Source organism: Sphingomonas sp. TDK1, from assembly GCF_001650735.1.
Lineage (GTDB): Bacteria > Pseudomonadota > Alphaproteobacteria > Sphingomonadales > Sphingomonadaceae > Sphingomonas.
Genome location: NZ_LXVY01000027.1, coordinates 249,089 through 269,779, shown reverse-complemented (window position 1 = coordinate 269,779; position 20,691 = coordinate 249,089). Strand labels below are relative to the sequence as shown.

General features: G+C 72.6%; 2 protein-coding genes and 1 pseudogene. All 3 read left to right on the top strand.

What is annotated here, in order from left to right; genetic code table 11:
* Positions 1-352: 352 nt before the first annotated feature.
* Positions 353-924, top strand: a pseudogene (locus A7X12_RS25610) (integrase core domain-containing protein); the annotation flags it as partial.
* A gap of 307 nt (positions 925-1,231) precedes the next feature.
* The gene (locus A7X12_RS15300) at positions 1,232-2,074 is read left to right on the top strand and encodes a SapC family protein (protein WP_064312439.1); all 843 of its coding nucleotides are present in this window, start codon (positions 1,232-1,234) and stop codon (positions 2,072-2,074) included.
* A gap of 228 nt (positions 2,075-2,302) precedes the next feature.
* A complete protein-coding gene (locus A7X12_RS15295) occupies positions 2,303-20,635 on the top strand; it encodes an autotransporter outer membrane beta-barrel domain-containing protein (protein ID WP_198162042.1) in 18,333 nt (6,110 codons plus the stop codon).
* The last annotated feature ends 56 nt before the right edge of the window (positions 20,636-20,691 follow it).

Below are 20,691 nucleotides of genomic sequence, written 5' to 3'. Positions count from 1 at the left end.
ATCCTGTGCACACCCGGCATCGAGGGCCTGCCCGACTTTATGGATGCTTGGCACCGGATCAATCAGTCAGCCGCCCGCCCAACATTCGTGCTTTCATCGCGGTCACGCTTGACCCGAGCACGCCAGCGAGCTGACCGACCAGCCTCGCGGAGCTGGCGTCCCCGTATGATCGACCGTCCCATTCTCATTGCCACAAAGCGTGAGCAGGCAATTCTGATTGCGAGTACGGTCGGATGATCGCAAGTCCAGTGTCAACGAGCGTGAGCAGCCGCGCCGCTCCGGTGCCAGATAATGAGCAGAAATCGGCTCTGATTGCGAGCAATGGCTGCTAGGATTGCAGGCGCCTACAGTTAAGCTTCACCTGCTTCACCCATTTGCCGGCAGCCGGATGCTGCGACCTGCTCCGGCAGGAGGGCATGGCGGTAGGCCGGCTGCATGTCGCCACGCTGATGAAGCGGATGGGACTGGAGGCACTGTACCGCCGGCCGAACACGTCGAAGCCGGCACCCGAGAACAAGGTCTATCCCTATCTGCTGCGCAATCTAGCGGCGACCCGGCCGAACCAGGTCTGAGCGAGCGGCATCATCTATGTGCCGATGGCGCGCGGTTTCGTGTACCTCGTCGCCATCGTTGACTGGTTCAGCCGACGGGCGCTGGCGTGGCGGCTATCAATCTCGCTCGATGCTACGTTCTGCGTCGAGGCGCTGGAGGGGGCGCTGGCGCGACAATGTGTTCGTGGAGCGCCTCTGGCGCTCGGTGAAATACGAGGAGGTCTACCTCCGCGCCTACATCTCCGTCCCCGAGGCTCGCGCTGGTATCGGCCGCTATCCCGGCTTCTACAATGCCGTCAGACCACACTCCACGCTTGGCGGTCGCACGCCGGACCAGATATACTTCGACCAGCCGCTTCTCGCAGCGGCATGAGCAACCAGCGGCCATCCACTTATCTAAGCCGCGAGTCTGTGCAGACCAACCGAGCCGCCTCTCGCGGAACGCGGCTAGAAAACTAGGGGCTATTCGATCATTCGGCTGCTGCAGGTGCACACGAGTTTCAACAGAGTGCAAATGCTAATCCCCTCAATGGCATAAAATGGGAATCTTCAGAAAGTTTTCGCCGATTTAACCATAAGTTCGGCAGGGCGCCTAAAATGGGAGGAGCAGGGTTTACGGGTCCCGCAGCGCCTCCAAGGTGCCAGCGGGATCATGGAACTGCAGCCATCCAGTTGCGATCATGGGCTGCCAGCACGCGATCGCAGGCTTCGAGCTGGAAAAACGATCAAGCGCCGGGGTTCCGATGAAAAGTGCTACGAAGACCAAGAAGCCGCCTACCGAAGAGCAGGGCGCGCAGGTGAATGGCGCTATGCCGCTTTATGATGCTCCTCAAGCTGTACACAGTGTGACGCATCGCGAAATTTCGGTTCGTACGGGTGAGGGTAGCTTCTCTTTTGCAGAAAAAGCACCGATCATCGAAGTGACCGTGGATGAATTTGAGCGTGCGGCACTCGACTTTCCGATTGTTTTTGTGGGTGAAAGTCTCCAGCCTTTTGTCATCATGGGCCTTGAAGCCGATCAAAATCAGTTCGTCAGCGCGGGGAGCTATCGTCCGGGGGTGTATGTTCCTGCTTACCTGCGTCGCCATCCGTTCGTCTTTGCCCGGGATGAGGGTAGCGATGCCCTGATCCTGTGCCTCGACCATGCTTCCGACCGCGTGGTGAAGGCAGGTGATACCGGGGCCATGCCGTTGTTCGACGGCGGCGAGCCGACGGCGCTTACCCGGCAAGCACTCCAGTTTTGCGAGAACTATGAAGCAGCGCGTGCGCGCACGTTGGTTCTCATCGGGCTGCTGCGCGAACTCGATCTGCTTGAGGCGCGTCAGGCGACTCGCGCGGGTGCCGAAGGCGAGGACGCTACGCTGCTGCTCGAATATCAGACAATCGATGTAGCGAAGCTTGATGCGCTGGATCCGGATGGCTTCCAGCGGCTGCGCGCAGCCGGTGCGCTACCAGCAATCTACGCGCAGCTTGCTTCTCAGGCCAATTGGCAGGTGCTTGCGGTGACGCGCCCGGCTGCGTGAAACTCGATCGGAACTTTACTTCCTGCGGATCAATACCGCGGCTGTAAGTTAATCCTATAAAGCATTGAAAATTGAGAATTATGCCGCGCGGACCTAACGCGCGCGGCGTAGCCGATACAAACTAGGCGTGTGCGTGGTCGTCCCGTCGGGGATGGCCTGCGCCCTCGTGGGCCGCGCCTGCCGATTTGGGGGAAAACGGTGGTAGCAGCAGTTGGTGGGGCGCCCGGAGTGCACTTCGGACGCACGGCGGTCGTCAAGTCTTGGCGCTCGGGCACGTCGGTCGCAGCCGTTGCTGCGGCTCTCATGTTGAGCGGCTATGCATCGGCGCCCGCCGCCGCCGGGCAGTCCACCCCAACGCCTTCTCCAGCGCCGACGCCGACGCCTGCGCCGCCCCCTGCGATCGTGCTGCCGCCGGTTGGGTCGCAGGTGCTTAATCCGGCGACGGGAGTCTACGAGACTGTCACCCAGGTCCAGCCGCCGATGATGGTGACGACGGACCAGAACAACGTGATCGTCGTCGCCAACCAGGTCGGCCAGACGTTCAGCGTCACCGACGACAGCGGCACCACCAACTACACCGTCACGGCCGTGACGCTCGACAGCAACGGCCGCACCACCGCCGTCGACCTCACCAACGCAGCCGACGGCAAGGTCAGCACGACCGACATCGTGACCTCCATCGCGCCCGCCACGGACGCGACGAGCGCCGACCCGGTCAGCTTCCCGTCCGCGGGCAGCGGCGAGCGCCTGTATCGATACGTCTCCCGGGGCGGCAATGGCGGCAACGGCCATATCGGCGCGCTGTTCATCAAGGCCGGCAACGGCGGCGGGGGCGCGAATGGCGGCGCGGTCAACCAGACGCTCAATACGAGCTATGGCGACATCGTCTCGCATGGCGCCAACACCGCCGGCGTGATCGTCCAGAGCATCGGCGGCGATGGCGGCAAGGGCGGCAACGGCTATCTCGGCTCGAACGGCGGACGCGGCGGTACGGCCGGGGTGGGCGGCAATGTCGACTTCACCAGCAACGCGAAGGTCACGACCGACGGCACCAAGAGCTACGGCATTCTCGTCACCAGCTCGAGCGGCAAGGGCGGCAATGGCGGCAGCGGCTTCCTGTCGAGCGGCGGCAGCGGCGGCGGTTCGCCGGGCCGCGGCGGCAACGCGACCGCCACCAACAACGGCCAGGTCGCCACGGCCGGCGACGGCTCGGTCGGCATCTATGCACAGAGCCTGGGCGGCTCCGCCGGCAACGGCGGCGGCAGCCTGGGCATCGTCGCATCGGCCGGCGGCGGCAGCTTCGGCGGCATCGGCGGCAATGCCCAGGTCAACCAGAACGGCGCGGTGCAGACGGGCGGCGTCGGTTCGCACGGCGTCTATGCACAATCCATCGGCGGTTCGGGCGGCGACGGCGGCGGCGGCGGCGGCCTGTTCGCCAGCGGCAGCAACGGCGGCGCGGGCGGCGCCGGCGGCACGGCCATCATCACGGCCGGCAGCGCCTCCTCGACCTGGACCCAGGGCGATTATTCGCATGGCCTGTTCGCCCAATCGGTGGGCGGCGGCGGCGGCAATGGCGGTGTCACCGCCGGCGCCATCGCGCTCGGCAGCACCGGCAGCCAGGGCAGCAACGCCGGGACGGTGCGCATTACCGCCGCGGACGGCGCCTATGTCCAGACCGACGGCCTCGGTTCCTACGGGATCATGGCCCAGTCGATCGGCGGCGGCGGCGGCAGCGCCGGCGTCACGGCGGGGCTTGCGAGCCTCGGCGGCGGCGGCGCGGGCGGTGGCAATGGCGGCAGCGTGACGGTGGATACCGGCGCGACGATCGTTACCAACGGCATCGACGGCAAGGGCATTTTCGCGCAGTCGGTGGGCGGCGGCGGCGGCTCCGCATCGGGCACGGGCGGCCTCGTCTCGCTGGGCGGATCGGGTGCCGGCGGCGGCGACGGCGGTAGCGTCAACGTGACGCAGTCGGGCGCCGGGTCGATCACCACCAACAAGGACTGGGCCGACGCGGTCTTCGCCCAGTCGGTCGGCGGGGGCGGCGGCAACGGCTCGGGCGCGGCGGGCCTGGCAGCACTGGGCGGCAGCGGCGGCAGCGGCGGACGCGGCGGCCTTGTCTCGATATCCAATGCCGGCGAGCTGCGCACCCGCGGCAACGACGCGCGCGGCATCTTCGCCCAATCGGTGGGCGGCGGCGGCGGCAATGGCGGCAGCGGTGGCGGGATCGTCGGCATCGGCGGCAGCGGCGCGGGCACCAGCCCGGGCGGCACGGTCGCCGTCGACAACGCTGGCGCGATCTTCACGCGCGGCATCAATTCCACCGGCATCGTCGCGCAGTCGATCGGCGGCGGCGGCGGCAATGGCGGCACCTCGTCCGGCCTGATTTCGATCGGCGGCGGCGGCGGCGGCGGCGGTGCGGGCGGCGCGGTCAGCGTCGCCAACAGCGGGACGATCACCACCAGCGGCAAGAATGCGCTTGGCATCATCGCCCAATCGGTGGGCGGCGGCGGCGGCAATGGCGGCACCAGCGGCGGCGTCCTCGCGATCGGCGGCGCAGGCGGCGACGGTGGCGTCGGCGGCAAGGTCAACGTCAACCAGACCGGTCTCGTCTCGACCTCGGGCGACGATGCGATCGGCATCTTCGCGCAGTCGATCGGCGGCGGCGGCGGCAATGGTGGCGGCGCGGTTTCGGCCGGTGCCTTCGTCAGCGCTGCCTTTGGTGGCTCGGGCGGCGGCGGCGGCGCGGCAGGCGCGGTCTGCGTCAACACCGACCCCAGCTGCTCGGTCGCTTCCTCCAGTGCGGGCGCGGCCTATATCCAGACCTTCGGCGACCGTTCGACCGGGCTGTTCGCCCAGTCGGTGGGCGGCGGTGGCGGCAATGGCGGCTTCGCAATTTCGTCCTCGGTCGGAATCGGCGCATCGGCGTCGATGTCGTTCGGCGGTTCCGGCGGCGCGGGCGGCAGTGCCGACAAGGTGGTGATCGGCCTGCAGGGCAGCATCGCGACCGCAGGCAAGCTCTCCAACGGCATCTTCGCGAGCTCGGTGGGCGGCGGCGGCGGCAATGGCGGCTTCTCGGTGGCGGCCAATGCGTCGCTCGGCGGCGCGATGTCGATGAGCTATGGCGGCGCCGGCGGCGTCGGCGGCGCCGGCAATCTGGTGACGATCAACAGCGCGACCGACATCACCACGGGCGACGACCAGTCGCGCGGCATCTTTGCCCAGTCGATCGGCGGCGGCGGCGGCAACGGCGGCTTTGCCGCCAGCGCCGGGCTGGGCGGCCTGGGCGGCGTGACCAGCACGTTCGGCGGCGCCGGCGGCGCAGGCTCGGACGGTGCGGCGGTCAACGTCGCCTCGGTGGGCGCCATCGCGACCAAGGGGACCCAGTCCGACGCGATCTTTGCCGAGAGCATCGGCGGTGGCGGCGGCAATGGCGGCTTTGCGGTCGGCCTGGCCGGGGGCGGCGTCGCGGGTGCGGCCTTCACCTTTGGCGGCGGCGGCGGCAATGGCGGCAAGGCCGGCATCGTCACCGTATCGTCGCAGGGCGCGCTCTCGACGGACGGGCTCGACGCCAAGGGTATCTTCGCCCAGTCGGTGGGCGGCGGCGGCGGCAATGGGGGCTTTGCGGTCTCGGCGGCGGGCGGCGGCGCCGGCGGCATCTCGGCGGCGTTCGGCGGCAGCGGTGCCAATGGCGGCAGCAGCGCGGCGGTGATCGTCGGCAACAATGGCGGCATCCGCACCAATGGAAGCCTTTCCTACGGCATCCTCGCCCAGTCGGTGGGCGGCGGCGGCGGTAATGGCGGTTTCGCCGCCAGCCTTGCCGGCGGCGGCATCGGCGCGGCGGCGCTGTCGATGGGCGGGAGCGGTGCCAATGGCGGCCGCGGCGACACGGTCCGCGTAGATTCGACCGGCAGCATCGCGACGAACGGCGTCTCGGCGGCAGGCATCCTTGCCCAGTCCGTAGGCGGCGGCGGCGGCAATGGCGGCATGGCACTCTCGGCCAGCGGCGGCTGGGCGGGTGGCGTCTCGCTCGCCTTTGGCGGCGGCGGCGGGAATGGCGGCTCGGCGAGCGGCGTCACGCTCAACAGCCGTGGCGACGTGACGACCAATGGCGCCAGCTCGCAGGGGCTGTTTGCGCAGTCGCTGGGCGGCGGCGGCGGCAATGGCGGCGGCACGTTCACCGCAGCCGGTGGCCAGGGCGGTGGCGCCGCGCTGAGCTTCGGCGGTTCGGGCGGCAATGGCGGCGCGGCCGGCGCGGTCGCGCTCGCCTCGACCGGCAATATCAAGACGAACGGCACCAATGCCGATGCGATCTTCGCCCAGTCGCTGGGCGGCGGCGGCGGCAATGGCGGCTTTGCCATCTCGATCGCGGGGGGCCAATTCGGCGCGCTGAGCGCCGCGATGGGCGGCAAGGGCGGCGCGGGCGGCACCGCCTCGAACGTGGGCGTGCAATCCGCCGGCGATCTCACCTCGTCCGGCGATTTCGCTACCGGCGTCCGTGCGCAGTCGATCGGCGGCGGCGGCGGCAATGGCGGATTCGCGATCAGCGCCTCGGGCGCGCAGTTCGGCGCGGTGTCGCTGAGCTTTGGCGGATCGGGCGGCAGCGGCGGCACGGCGGGCAACGTCACGCTCGCTTCGACCGGTCTGGTTCAGACCGATGGCAGCAATGCGCAGGGCCTGTTCGCCCAGTCGGTGGGCGGCGGCGGCGGCAATGGCGGCTTCTCGGTCAGCGCTTCGGGCGCGCAATATGGCGCGGCGTCGCTCAGCTTCGGCGGATCGGCCGGCAATGGCGCGCGCGCGGGCAGCGCGAGCCTGACCAATAGCGGCGGCATCCTCACCCGTGGCGATTTCAGCGCAGGTGCGCAGGTTCAGTCGATCGGCGGCGGCGGCGGCAATGGCGGCTGGTCGGCAAGCGCTGCCGGCGGCCAATATGGCGCGGTGGGCCTCGCCTTTGGCGGCGCGGGCGGCGGCGGCGGCGCGGCGGGCAATGTCAGCCTCGCCTCGATCGGCCCGATCGGCACGATGGGCGCGCAGTCGAACGGCCTGTTCGCGCAGTCGATCGGCGGCGGCGGCGGCAATGGCGGCTTCGCGGCAAGCGCGGCGGGCGCGCAATATGGCGCGGCGTCGCTTTCCTTCGGCGGCGGTGCCGGCAGCGGCAGCGACGCGGGCAGCGTCACCCTGGCCAATAGCGGCGCGATCCAGACCCTGGGCGCGCTCTCCAACGGCATTCTCGCCCAGTCGCTGGGCGGCGGCGGCGGTAACGGCGGCTTCTCGGTCGCGGTTTCCGGCGCGCAATATGCGGCGCCGGCGCTGGCATTGGGCGGCGCGGGCGGCAATGGCGGCAAGGGCAGCGCGGTTTCGGTCGATTCGACCGGCGCGATCCAGACCGCGGGCGCCATGGCCTATGGTATCCTCGCCCAGTCGCTGGGCGGCGGCGGCGGCAATGGCGGCTTTGCGATTTCGGGCTCGCTGACCGCGAGCGGCAACGGCCTGTCCGCGGCGATCGCGGTGGGCGGCAAGGGCGGCCTTGGCGCGACTGCGGGCAATGTTCATCTGGGCAGCACCGGCGACATCGTGACCAGCGGTGCGGCGGCGGTTGGCCTGTTCGCCCAATCGGTCGGCGGCGGCGGCGGCAATGGCGGGTTCGCCGGGGCGCTTTCGGCGTCGCAGGGCAACGCGGTGGGCGTCGGGATCGGCGGTTCTGGCGGCAGCGGCAACGCGGCGGGCAATGTTCAGCTCGCTTCGATCGGGAATGTCGCCACCCTCGGCGACAATGCGGCGGGTATCCAGGCCCAGTCGATCGGCGGCGGTGGCGGCAATGGCGGCTTCAGCCTGACCCTCAGCGCGACGATGAAGGGGCAGTCGATCGGCCGCAACGCGGGCGGCACCGGCGGCAGCGGCGGCACGGCCGGCACGGTCGATCTTGCCAGCACGGGCACGGTGCAGACCAGCGGCAATCTTTCCAACGGCATCTTCGCCCAGTCGGTGGGCGGCGGTGGCGGTTCGGGTGGCTTCTCGGTCGCGCTCGGCGTGTCGATGAAGGGCAGCGCCGATACCCAGGGCATCGGCGGCAATGGCGGCAGCGGCAACGACGCCGCGGCGGTGACCGTACGGGCCGACACCGGCGCGACGCCGGCGATCGCCGGCTATTCGGTGGTCACGCGCGGCGTCGGGGCCAATGGTATCTTCGCCCAGTCGGTGGGCGGCGGCGGCGGTTCGGGCGGCTTCGCGGTGGGCGGCGCCTTCTCGGCCGATGACGATGCGACCTCGAACCAGGTCGGCGGCGGCGGCGGCGCGGCGGGCAATGCCTCGACCGTCCGCGTCACCAACACCGGCCAGATCGCGACGATGGGCGCGACGGCCAACGGCATCTTCGCGCAGTCGGTCGGCGGCGGTGGCGGCAATGGCGGCTTTGCCGTCGGTGCGGCGGTCTCGATCAAGAAGAATGCGAGCTCCTCGGTGGGCGGCGGTGCGGGGGGTGCTGCGGGCCAGGCGGACGCGGTGCAGGTCGACACGACCGGCCTCATCACCACGCTGGGCGATGCGGCCAATGGCGTGCTCGCCCAGTCGGTGGGCGGCGGCGGCGGCGCGGGTGGGTTCACCGTAAGCGCGTCGTTCAGCTCCGAAGGCGATGCGGCGAGCGACAGCGTCGGCGGTGCCGGCGGCTCGGGCGGCAATGCCGGCAGCGTCACGGTCTCGGCGCGGAACGGCATCACCACCAAGGGCAAGAATGCGAACGGCGTGTTCGCCCAGTCGGTGGGCGGCGGCGGCGGCTCGGGCGGCTTCGCGGTCGGCGCGGGCTTCTCGCTCAAGGGCAATTCGGAATCGAAGGTGGGCGGCGGCGCCGGCTCGCTCGGCGGCCTTGCCGGCGATGTGCGCGTCACCACCAGCGGCGCGATCTCCACCGATGGCGCGACCGCCAACGGCATCTTCGCGCAATCGGTCGGCGGCGGCGGCGGCGTCGGCGGCTTTGCCGTGGGCGCGGGCTTCAGCCTCGAAGGCGATTCCAGCTCCTCGGTGGGCGGCGGCGCGGGCGGCGGCGGCGGCAATGCCGGCGCGGTCGACGTGGCCGGCAGCGGCGTGATCGTCACCAAGGGCAGCTCGGCCAATGGCGTGTTCGCCCAGTCGGTGGGCGGCGGCGGCGGTTCGGGCGGTTTCGCGGTGGGCGCGAACTTCTCGTCCAAGGGATCGGCGGCGAACGAGACGACCGGCGGCAGCGGCGGCGGCGGCGGGCGCGGCGGCACCGTCACGATCGATCGCAGCGGCGGCATCTCGACGCTGGGCGACAGCGCCAACGGCATCTTCGCCCAGTCGGTGGGCGGCGGCGGCGGCAATGGCGGCTTCGCGGTCGGCCTGGGCTTCAGCCTCGAAAGCGATGCGGAATCGAAGGTCGGCGGCGGCGGCGGCGGTGCCGGCAACACCGCGGCGGCCGTTTCGGTCACCCAGAACGGCGCGATCCTCACCAACGGCGTCAGCGCCAATGGCATCTTCGCGCAATCGGTGGGCGGCGGCGGCGGCGCGGGCGGCTTCTCGGTCGGCGCAGCCTTCTCGTCGAAGGGCGCCGCATCGAGCAGCAGCGTCGGCGGCGCAGGCGGCGTCGGCGGCACCTCGGGCGACGTGACCGTCGTGCAGACCGGCGACATCGCCACGGTGGGCGTGCTCGCCAATGCGATCCTCGCCCAGTCGATCGGCGGCGGCGGCGGCAAGGGCGGCTTCGCGGTCGGCCTCGGCGCGTCGATCAGCGGCGCGGCGGACTCGACGGTCGGCGGCGGCGGTGGCGGCACCGGCGGCGATTCCGGCGCGGTCAGCGTCACCGCGAACGGCGTGTTCACCACCAAGGGCTTCAACGCCGCAGGCATCTTCGCCCAGTCGGTGGGCGGCGGTGGCGGCGTCGGCGGCTTCGCCGTAGGCGCGGGCCTTTCGTCGGACGGCGGCGCCGCGAGCGCGAGCGTCGGCGGCGCCGGCGGCGCGGGCGGCAGCGCCGCCAGCGTCACCATCGGACACACGGGCGGCATTCGCACCGAGGGCGTGCAGGCCAACGGCATCTTCGCGCAATCGGTGGGCGGCGGCGGCGGCGTCGGCGGCTTCGCGGTCGGCGCGGGGGCGTCGCTCAAGGCGGACGCGACCTCCAGCGTCGGCGGCGGCGCCGGCGGTGCGGCGGGCGCCGCTTCGAACGTGACCGTCACGCAGAAGGGCGTCGTCGTCACCAAGGGCGATAGCGCCAATGGCGTGCTCGCCCAGTCGGTGGGCGGCGGCGGCGGCGTCGGCGGCTTCTCGGTTTCGGCGGCACTGTCGTCGGACGGCGGCGCGTCTTCGGATTCGACCGGGGGTGCCGGCGGCTCCTCGGGCAATGCCGGCAAGGTCGAGGTCAGCGTCGAAGGCGATATCCAGACCGACGGCGCGCATGCACGCGGCGTGTTCGCCCAGTCGGTGGGCGGCGGCGGCGGTGCCGGCGGCTTCGCGGTCGGCGCGGGTGCCTCGGTCTCCGGCGACGCCAGCTCGGCGACCGGTGGCGGTGCCGGCGGCTCCTCGGGCAATGCCGAGTCCGTCGCGGTGTCCGTGACCGGCGACATCATCACCAAGGGGCTGGCCTCCAGCGCGATCATCGCCCAGTCGGTGGGCGGCGGCGGCGGCGCCGGTGGCTTCGCGGTCGGCGCGGCGCTGTCCTCGCAGGGCGGCACCTCGTCCGAAAGCACCGGCGGCGGTGGCGGCTCGGCCGGCAATGCCGGCGCGGTGGCGGTGACCCACACGGGCGGCATCGAGACCTTCGGCGACCAGTCGGGCGCGCTGCTGGCGCAGTCGATCGGCGGCGGCGGCGGCGCGGGCGGCTTCGGCGTGGGCGGCGCGCTCAGCGTGAAGGGCGCGGCCAATTCCAGCGTCGGCGGCGGCGCGGGCGGTTCGGCGGGCGATGCCGATACGGTCGCGGTGGAAAATACCGGCGATATTCGGACGCATGGCGCGAATGCGGCGGCGGTCACCGCGCAGTCGATCGGCGGCGGCGGCGGCCAGGGCGGGTTCTCCGTCTCGGCAGGCGCAGCGCTGGCCGGTGCGGACGCGGTATCCAGCGCGACCGGCGGTGCCGGCGGCTCGGCCGGCAAGGGCGAGGCGGTTACCGTCACCCAGCTCGGCAATATCGAAGTGCTCGGCGACCACAGCCGCGGCATCGTCGCGCAGTCGATCGGCGGCGGTGGCGGCGCGGGCGGCTTCTCGGTCACCGGCGCGATCGCAACCAAGGGTTCGGGCGCTTCGGACAGCGTCGGCGGCAGCGGCGGCGCGGGCAATGCGGCCGGCGCGGTGTCGGTCACCGCGCGCGGCGAGATCCTGACGCGCGGCGACGCCTCCAACGCGGTGCTGGCGCAGTCGATCGGCGGCGGCGGCGGCGCGGGCGGCTTCTCGGGCAGCCTGTCGGCAGCGGCGGGCGGCGGCTCGGCGAACAGCGCGGTCGGCGGCAATGGCGGCATCGGATCCGATGCGGGCGCCGTGTCGCTGGTCCTCAGCGGTGCGATCGGCACGCTCGGCAACAATTCGGCGGCAGTCGTCGCCCAGTCGATCGGCGGCGGCGGTGGCGTCGGCGGCTTCGCGGTCGGCGCATCCTTCGCGTCGAACGGCGCGGGCGCCTCGGACGTGACCGGCGGCGCCGGCGGCGATGGCGGCGTGGGTGCGGAAGTCTCGGTGCAGAACAGTGCGCTGGTGCAGACCCATGGTGCGCTTTCGGCCGGCATTCTCGCCCAGTCGGTGGGCGGCGGCGGCGGCGCTGGCGGCTTCGCGGCCTCGGGCACGCTGGCACTTGGCGAGGACGCGGCGTCCAGCGCCACGGGCGGCGCGGGCGGCAGCGGGCAGAACGCCGGCAAGGTCACGGTGATGAACGCCGGATCGGTCTATACCTTCGCGGCGGCCTCGAACGGCATTGTCGCGCAGTCGATCGGCGGCGGCGGCGGCCAGGGCGGCTTTGCCGGCTCGTTCACCATCTCCTCGACCAGCAAGGCCGTGAACAACAGCCTGGGTGGCGCCGGCGGCGTCGGCGGGGACGCGGGCGCGGTGAAGGTCGTCAACAATGGCGACGTGCTGGTGAACGGCGATCGTTCGGTGGCGATCATCGCCCAGTCGATCGGCGGCGGCGGCGGTGCGGGCGGCTTCTCGCTCGGCGCCGGAGCCTCGAAGGCAGCATCGGCAAGCGACACGGTGGGCGGTTCGGGCGGCGCGGGCGGCAATGCCGGCGCAGTGGAAGTGGCGAACGGTGCGGTCGGCACGGTCGTGACCACCGGGCGCTTCGGCTATGCGGTGTTCGCCCAGTCGATCGGTGGTGGCGGCGGTGCCGGCGGCTTCGCGGCGGGCGGTGCCCTGTCGCTGAACGACGGCGCGACGTCCGCCATCGGCGGCGGCGCGGGCGGTGCAGCCGGCAACGGCAACGACGTCAGCGTCAACAACTATAGCGGCATCCAGACGAGCGGCATCGGTGCGACGGCAGTGTTCGCCCAGTCGATCGGCGGCGGCGGCGGTGCCGGTGGCTTCGCGGCCGGCGGCGGCATCGGCGGCGGTACGGCCTCGACTCTGTCCAACGCGATCGGCGGCGGTGCGGGCACCGGCGGATCGGCGGGCAAGGTCTCGCTGGTCAACGACGGCACGATCCTGACCGAAGGCGCGAATGCAACGGCGGTGCTGCTCCAGTCGATCGGCGGCGGCGGCGGCAAGGGCGCCTTCGCGGTCGGCGGCGCGCTGTCGCGGGGCGGCGCGGCGAGCGACAATGTCGGCGGCGACGGTGGCGCGGCGGGTTCGGCGGGCGACGTGACGCTGACCAACACCGCGGCTTCGACGATCGTGACGCACGGCGCGATGGCGATCGCCATCCAGGCGCAGTCGATCGGCGGCGGCGGCGGTGCCGGCGGCTTCTCGGTCGGCGCGGGCCTGGCGCTCGACGGCAAGGCGAGCTCCAAGGTGGGCGCAGGCTCGGGCGGCGCGGGCGGTTCGTCCGGCGCGGTGACGATCACCAATGCCGGTGCGGTGGGCACCGAGGGCGACAATGCGCTGGCGATCCTCGCCCAGTCGGTCGGCGGCGGCGGCGGCAGCGGCGGCTTCGCGGTCTCGGGCGGCCTCACGGCCAAGGGCGGCGCGGCCAGCAACGCGATCGGCGGCAGTGGCGCCGGCGGCGGCACCGGTGGCCTAGTGGCGATTGCCAATGCGGGCATCGTTCAGACGCTGGGTGCCAATGCAACGGCGGTCTTCGCCCAGTCGGTGGGCGGCGGCGGCGGCGTCGGCGGCTTCTCGGCCGGCGCGGCCGGCGGCAAGGCCGATGCGGCCTCGAACCTGGTCGGCGGCGATGGCGGCGCGGCCGGTGCGGGCGGCGACGTGACGATCGACAATGCCGAAGGCGGCACGATCCAGACGGCGGGCGCCTTCTCCAACGCGCTCTATGCCCAGTCGATCGGCGGCGGCGGCGGTGCAGGCGGCTTCGCGGCAGGCGGTGCGCTTGGCCTTGAAGGCGACGTCAAGTCGGGTGTCGGCGCGGGTGCCGGCGGCGGCGGCGGTGCGGGCGGCGCGATCACCATCACCAATGGCGGGTCCTTGCTGACGGCGGGCGACAACGCGATGGCGGTGTTCGCCCAGTCGGTCGGCGGCGGCGGCGGCCATGGCGGCTTCGCGGCCGGTGGGGGCATCAGCGCGCAGGGCGGCGCGGCGTCCGACTCGGTCGGCGGCGCGGGTGCCGGCGCGGGCAGCGGCGGCGTGGTGTCGGTCCGCTCGACGGGTTCGATCGGGACGCTGGGCGCCAATGCGACGGCGATCTTCGCCCAGTCGATCGGCGGCGGCGGCGGTGCCGGCGGCTTCTCGGTCGGCGCGGCTGGGGCCAAGACCGACAGCGCCTCGAGCGCGGTCGGCGGTACCGGCGGCGGCGGCGGCGCGGGCGGCGACGTGACGGTGGCGAACGGCACCGGCACGATCACCACCGCGGGTGCGCTGGCGTACGGCGTCTATGCGCAGTCGGTAGGCGGCGGCGGCGGCAAGGGCGGCTTCGCGGCCGGCGGTGCCATCGGCCTGACCGGCGATGCGGAATCGAACGTCGGCGGCGGGATCGGCGCGGGCGGCGGGGCCGGCGGGCTCGTGTCGCTCGACAACCAGGGCACGATCGCCACGAGCGGCATCGGCGCCATGGCGGTATTCGCCCAGTCGGTGGGCGGCGGCGGCGGTGCCGGCGGCTTCGCGGCGGGCGCAGGCCTGTCCGCGCAGGGCGGTTCGGCCTCCGACGCGGTCGGCGGGTCGGGTGGCGCTGGCGGTGCGGGCGGCACGGTGGCCATCACCACCAACGGCCATGTTCAGACCGAAGGCGACAATACCGGGGCGATCTTCGCCCAGTCGGTCGGCGGCGGTGGCGGCAAGGGCGGCTTCTCGGTCGGGGCGAGCGCGTCCCAGGCGAAAAGCGCGTCCTCGCAGGTCGGCGGCGCGGGCGGCGCCGGCGGTGACGGCGGTGACGTGACCATCGCCAATGGCAGCAGCGGCTCGGTCGCGACGCTGGGTGCGCTGTCCTATGCGGTGTTCGCCCAGTCGGTGGGCGGCGGCGGCGGTGCGGGCGGCTTCACGGCCGGCGGCGCGCTGGCGCTCGAAGGCAATGCCTCGGCGGCGATCGGTGCCGGTGCCGGCGCCGGCGGCGGCAAGGGCGGTCTGGTGTCGGTGCAGAGCGACGGTTCGATCGGCACGGCCGGCGACGGCGCGGTGGCAGTGTTCGCGCAGTCGGTGGGCGGCGGCGGCGGTGCCGGCGGCTTCGCGGCCGGCGGTGGCCTGACGCTCAAGGGCGCGGCCGCCTCGCAGACGGTCGGCGGTGCCGGCGGTGCCGGTGGTGCCGGCGGCCTGGTCGACATCACCAATGGCGGCCTGGTGCAGACCGAGGGCGACAACGCGATGGCGATCTTCGCGCAGTCGGTCGGCGGTGGCGGCGGCAAGGGCGGCTTCTCGGTCGGTGCGGCCGGCGGCGAAGCGGGTGCCGTGTCGAACGTGGTCGGCGGATCGGGCGGCGCGGGCGGCGACGGCGGCGCGGTTTCGCTCGCCAATGCAGCCGGGGGCAAGGTGCTGACCAAGGGCGCGCTTTCCTATGCGGTGTTCGCCCAGTCGGTCGGTGCGGGCGGCGGCCAGGGCGGTTTCGCGGCCGGCGGCGCGCTGACGGTGAGCGGCGACGCGACATCCTCGGTGGGGGCAGGCTCGGGTGCCGGCGGCGGCATCGGCGGCGCGGTGACGCTCGCCAACCTCGGCACGATCGGCACGACCGGGGACGGATCGCTGGCGGTCTTCGCGCAGTCGGTGGGCGGTGGCGGCGGTGCCGGCGGCTTTGCGGCCGGTGGCGGCCTCACGGCGAAGGGCGGCGCGACCTCCGACAGCATCGGCGGTGCCGGTGGTGCGGGGGGTGCCGGCGGCACGATCGCGCTCGACAATGGCGGCCTGATCGCGACGACCGGCGCCAACGCGACGGCGCTCTTCGCCCAGTCGATCGGCGGCGGCGGCGGTACCGGCGGCTTCGCGGTCGGCGGCACCGGCTCGCGGCTGGGTGCCGCGTCGCAGCTGCTGGGCGGCACCGGTGGCGACGGCGGTCTTGGCGGCGACATCACCATTGCCAACAGCGCGGCCGGCGCGATCCAGACCCGGGGTGCGCTCGCCTATGCGGTGTTCGCCCAGTCGGTCGGCGGCGGCGGCGGCAAGGGCGGCTTCGCGGCCGGCGGCGCCGTGGCGGTGGACGGCGATGCGACGTCGTTCGTCGGCGCGGGCGCCGGCGGGGGCGGGGGCCAGGGCGGCACGATCCGCTTGACCAACGACGGCGCCATCGAGACGCTGGGCGCAGGCGCGATCGCGGTGTTCGCCCAGTCGGTGGGCGGCGGCGGCGGCGCGGGCGGCTTCGCCGGCAACCTGACCGGTTCGGGCGGCAGCAGCTTCGCCTCGACGATCGGTGCGGCCGGCGGCAGCGCCAGCTTCGGCGGCGCGCTGACCCTGAGCAATACCGGCCAGATCCATGCGGCGGGCGACAACGGCGCGGGCGTGTTCGCCCAGTCGATCGGCGGCGGCGGCGGTGCCGGCGGCTTCGCCCTCTCGGCCAGCGGCGGCGTCTCCAGCCTGTCCAACACGCTGGGCGGGGCCGGCGGGGCCGGCGGCGATGGCGGCGCGATCGGCCTCCTCAACGCCAGGGGTGCGACGGTCCTCGTCGATGGCCAGCTGGCATACGGCGTGTTCGCGCAGTCGGTCGGCGGCGGCGGCGGCAAGGGCGGCTTCGCCATTGGCGGCGCGCTCTCCGCAGGCGGTGCGGTCGACCAGCGCCTCGGCGCGGGCGCCGGTGCCGGTGGCGGCAATGGTGGACAGATCACCCTGGGCAACGCGGGCAACGTGCTGGCCAAGGGCCTCGGTTCGGTCGCCGTGTTCGCCCAGTCGGTGGGCGGCGGCGGCGGTGCCGGCGGCTTCGCGGGCGGCCTTTCGGTGGGCCAGGGCGGATCGATCGCGCAGAGCATCGGCGGTGCCGGTGCCGGCGGCGGCGACGGCGGCGCGATCCGGCTCGACAACAGCGGCGTGGTGCAGGTGCTCGGCGCCAATTCGATCGGGGTGTTCGCCCAGTCGATCGGCGGCGGCGGCGGCCTTGGCGGGCTCTCCATCGCCGGTTCGGGCAGCGGCGGTTCGACCACGGCGAGCAGCCTTGGCGGCAGCGGCGGCGCGGGCGGCGACGGCGGCAGGATCACCATTGCCAATAGCGGCGTGATCAATGCGAAGGGCGACCTGTCCTACGGCGTGTTCGCCCAATCGGTGGGCGGTGGCGGCGGTGTGGCCGGCATGGCGGTGGCGGGCGCGCTCGGCACCGGCAGCGGCGGCCTCACCTCGGCGGTCGGCGGCAGCGGCGGCGCAGGCGGCAATGGCGGCGTCATCACCGTCACCAACAGCGGCGACATCGTCGTCGAGGGGGCTGCATCGGTGGGCGTGCTCGCCCAGTCGATCGGCGGCGGCGGTGGTGCCGGCGGCTTTGCGGGTGCGCTGGGCGTCTCCGGCGGCACGCTCGGCAACAAGGTCGGCAGCACCGGCGGCAAGGGCGGCGACGGCGGCGATGTCACGGTCACCTCGACCGGCAACATCGTCACGCTGAAGGACGACTCGGTGGGCGTGCTCGCCCAGTCGATCGCGGGCGGCGGCGGCCAGTCGGCCTTTGCCATCTCGGCCCAGGCCGGGCGGTTCGACAATGTCGACCTGCGCCTCGGCGCCCAGGCGGACGGCATTGCCGGCAAGCAGGGCAAGGTGGTCGTCAACCTTTCCGGCGGCGCGATCCAGAGCGCGGGGGCGCTGTCCTACGGCATGCTGGCGCAGGCGATCGGCGGCGGCGGCGGCAACGCGGCCATCTCCGTGCCGGATCCGCTGGAAGTCGGCTCGGGCGGCCTCACCCTCGCGCTCGGCAGCGACGGCGCGGTCACCGGCGACGGCAATGTCGTGCAGGTGACCAACGCCAACGCGATCCTGACGCTGGGTGCCGGTGCGGTGGGCTTCTCGGCCCAGTCGATCGGCGGCGGCGGCGGCATGGAAGGCGTGACCGGCGACGTCCACCTGGGCGCAGGCGACGCGACCTGGGCAACCCGCATCGGCGCGCGCGGCGCAGCGGCGGGTAACGGCCAGGCCGTGACCATCGCCAATAGCGCGTCCATCGCGACCAAGGGCAACAGCGCCATCGGCCTGCTCGCCCAGTCGATCGGCGGCGGCGGCGGCGACGGCATGCTCGCGGTCGGCAAGGCCGATGGCGCGCTGCATGCGCTGTCGCTCCAGGTGGGCGGCACGCAGCGCGCGGCGGCCAATGGCGGCGACGTGACCTTCACCACCGCGACCGGCGCGATCCAGACCGAAGGCAAGCTCGCCTCGGGTCTGGTCGTCCAGTCGATCGGCGGCGGCGGCGGCGTCACCGGCTTCACCTCGGAAACCGGCGCGAAGATCGGGGCGGGCGGCATCACGCTGGCGGCCGGCGGCGCGTCGGGCAATGGCGGCAACATCACGCTCGCGCAGAAGGCCAATGTCATCACCACCGGGGCGGGTGCCAATGGCGTGGTGCTCCAGTCGATCGGCGGCGGCGGCGGCTATGCCGGCATCGACAATGCCGGCGGCTCCGGCGCGCTCACCGGGCTGCGGCTCGGCGGCGGCAACGGTTCGGGCGGCGCGATCGACTTCACCCTCGACGCGAACATCCAGACCGGCGGCGTCGGCGCGGCGGGCCTCGTCGTGCAGTCGATCGGCGGCGGTGGCGGCTTCGTCAGCAGCGTCGGCGCGGCGGTGGCGGCACCGCTCGTCACGGGCGCGGCAAACGGCGCGACGGGCAACGGCGGCGCGATCAAGCTCGTCACCAACGGCACGATCCGCACGACGGGCGCAGGCGCCACGGCGCTGATCGTCCAGTCGATCGGCGGCGGCGGCGGTGCCGCGGTGGCAGTCGATGCCGCAGGGGTGCCCCAGGCGATCACCACGCAGCCGTTCGCACAGCCGATCGCCAGCAGTCGACCGGCGCAGGACGGGATCCGCGCGATGGCGACGGCACAGGCGATCGGCGGCACCGGCGACGGCGGCGCGATGGACATCACCATCGGTGCGGCGGTGCTCGCCACCGGCGCGAACGCCAATGGCGTCGTGATCCAGTCGATCGGCGGCGGCGGCGCCAATGGTGGCGATGCCCCGGGCACGCTTCAGGGCAACGGCGCAGGCGCGCCGGTGAAGCTGACGGTCAATGCCGATATCGGCGCGACCGGCGCCGGCGGCACGGCACTGAAGGTGGAGAGCTCGGGCGGCACCGGCGCGGCGCCGATCGTGCTCGACATCGGGGCGGTGAAGCTGGCCGGCGGCACCGGCGGGCATGCGCTGTCGCTGCTCGGCGGCGGGAACAACAGCATCCGCACGGCGGCCACGCTGTCCACCGCGGACGGCAAGAACGGCATGGTGATCTTCGCCGAGGGCGGCAACAACCGCATCCTCAACGCAGGCGTCATCCAGGGATCGGTCGATCTCGGCGAGGGCAACAACAGCTTCACCAATGTCGAAGGCGGCGTGTTCCTGGCGGGGCCGACGGTCAATGTGGGGGCGGGCAGCTTCCTCAACTCCGGCCTGATCAATCCAGGCACGGTGGGCGGGATCGCCGACCTGGCGGTGCGCGGCGGGCTGACCCTTGCTTCGACCAGCGTGTTCAGCGCGGATGTCGACTTCAAGACGAATACGGCCGACCATCTCTCGGTAACGGGAGCGGCGGTGCTGAACGGCACGGTGGCGCTCAACCTGCAGAACTTCGGCTTCGCGGCCACCGGCAGCCACGACATGGCGCTGCTGGATGCGGCGGGCGGCGTGATCGGTGGGCAGAATGTCAAACTGATCGCGCCGACCTCGGCGATCGCCACGTTCGAGCTCGCCTATCCGACCGCCAATCGCCAGGCATTGCGCACCACCATCGAATTCGCTCCTGCAGGGCTTTCCGCCCGCCAGGCGCAGATCGGCGGCGTGCTCAATCGCATCCAGGCGACGCCGACCGCGGCGTTCGCGCCGACGGCGGAGGCACTGTTCGCGCTGCCGACCGTCGCCGCGCTGGCGCCGATCTACGACAGCCTGACCGGCGAGGGTACGACGGCGGCGCAGACCGCCACGCTGGCCGGGATCGCCGGCGCGCACGAACTGGCCGATGGGCAGATCGCCATGCGCGTCGGGCCGTTCGCTGCCCCCTATCGCTCCGAGCGGCTCGGTGCGCTGTGGATCGCGATGAAGGGCGGCAACCAGCACCTGAACGGCACCCAGGGCGCGCACGACATGCGCGGCCATGGGCTGGCGGTGCAGGGCGGCTGGGACTATCGCCCCTCGGCGGAAACGCTGGTGGGGGCCACCCTGGGCTATGATCGCGAGACGTTCGCCGTCTCCGCGCTCAGCACCTCGGGCCGGGCAGCGGTGGTCAGCGGCGGCGTCTATGCCGGCTATGCACCGGGCGCGTGGACGCTCAGCGGCTCGCTGCTCTACAGCGGTGCCGATACGCGCCACACGCGGTTCCTGTCGGCACCGGGCAAGGGCAGCCTCAACGCCTATGGCGATTACGAGATGCACGCCTGGTCCAGCCGGGTGCAGCTGGGGCGGCACGTCGCGGCCGGTCCGGTTCGCTTCCAGCCATATGGCGCGGTGGAGTATACCCGCCTGAAGCTGCCGGCGTACAGCGAGACGTCCGGTCTCGCCGGGGGCGGTGCGGGTGCGTTCGGCCTGGCCTTTGCCGAGAAGCAGCTGAACCGCACGCGCACCTTCCTGGGCACGAACGTGTCGGGGCAGGCGCAACTGTCCAACCAGCTCACCCTGGTGACGACGCTGCGCGGCGCCTGGGTGCATGATTTCGATCCGGCACGGACGGTACGGGCAAGCTTCGCCAATGCCGCCAGCGAATGGTTCGAAACCAGCGGCGCCGCGGCGCGCAAGAATACCGGTCAGCTCGACCTCCGCGCCGCGCTGCGCAGCGACCGTCTGGAGTTCCAGGCCGGGGGCGGCGTCAAGTTCGGCCAGGGGTATCGCGACCTCAGTGCCACCGCCGGCATCCGGATCCGCATGTGATGCGGCTCCGGCGCCAGCTCCTCCTCTCATCCTGCAATCACGAAGCGCGCCGTTGC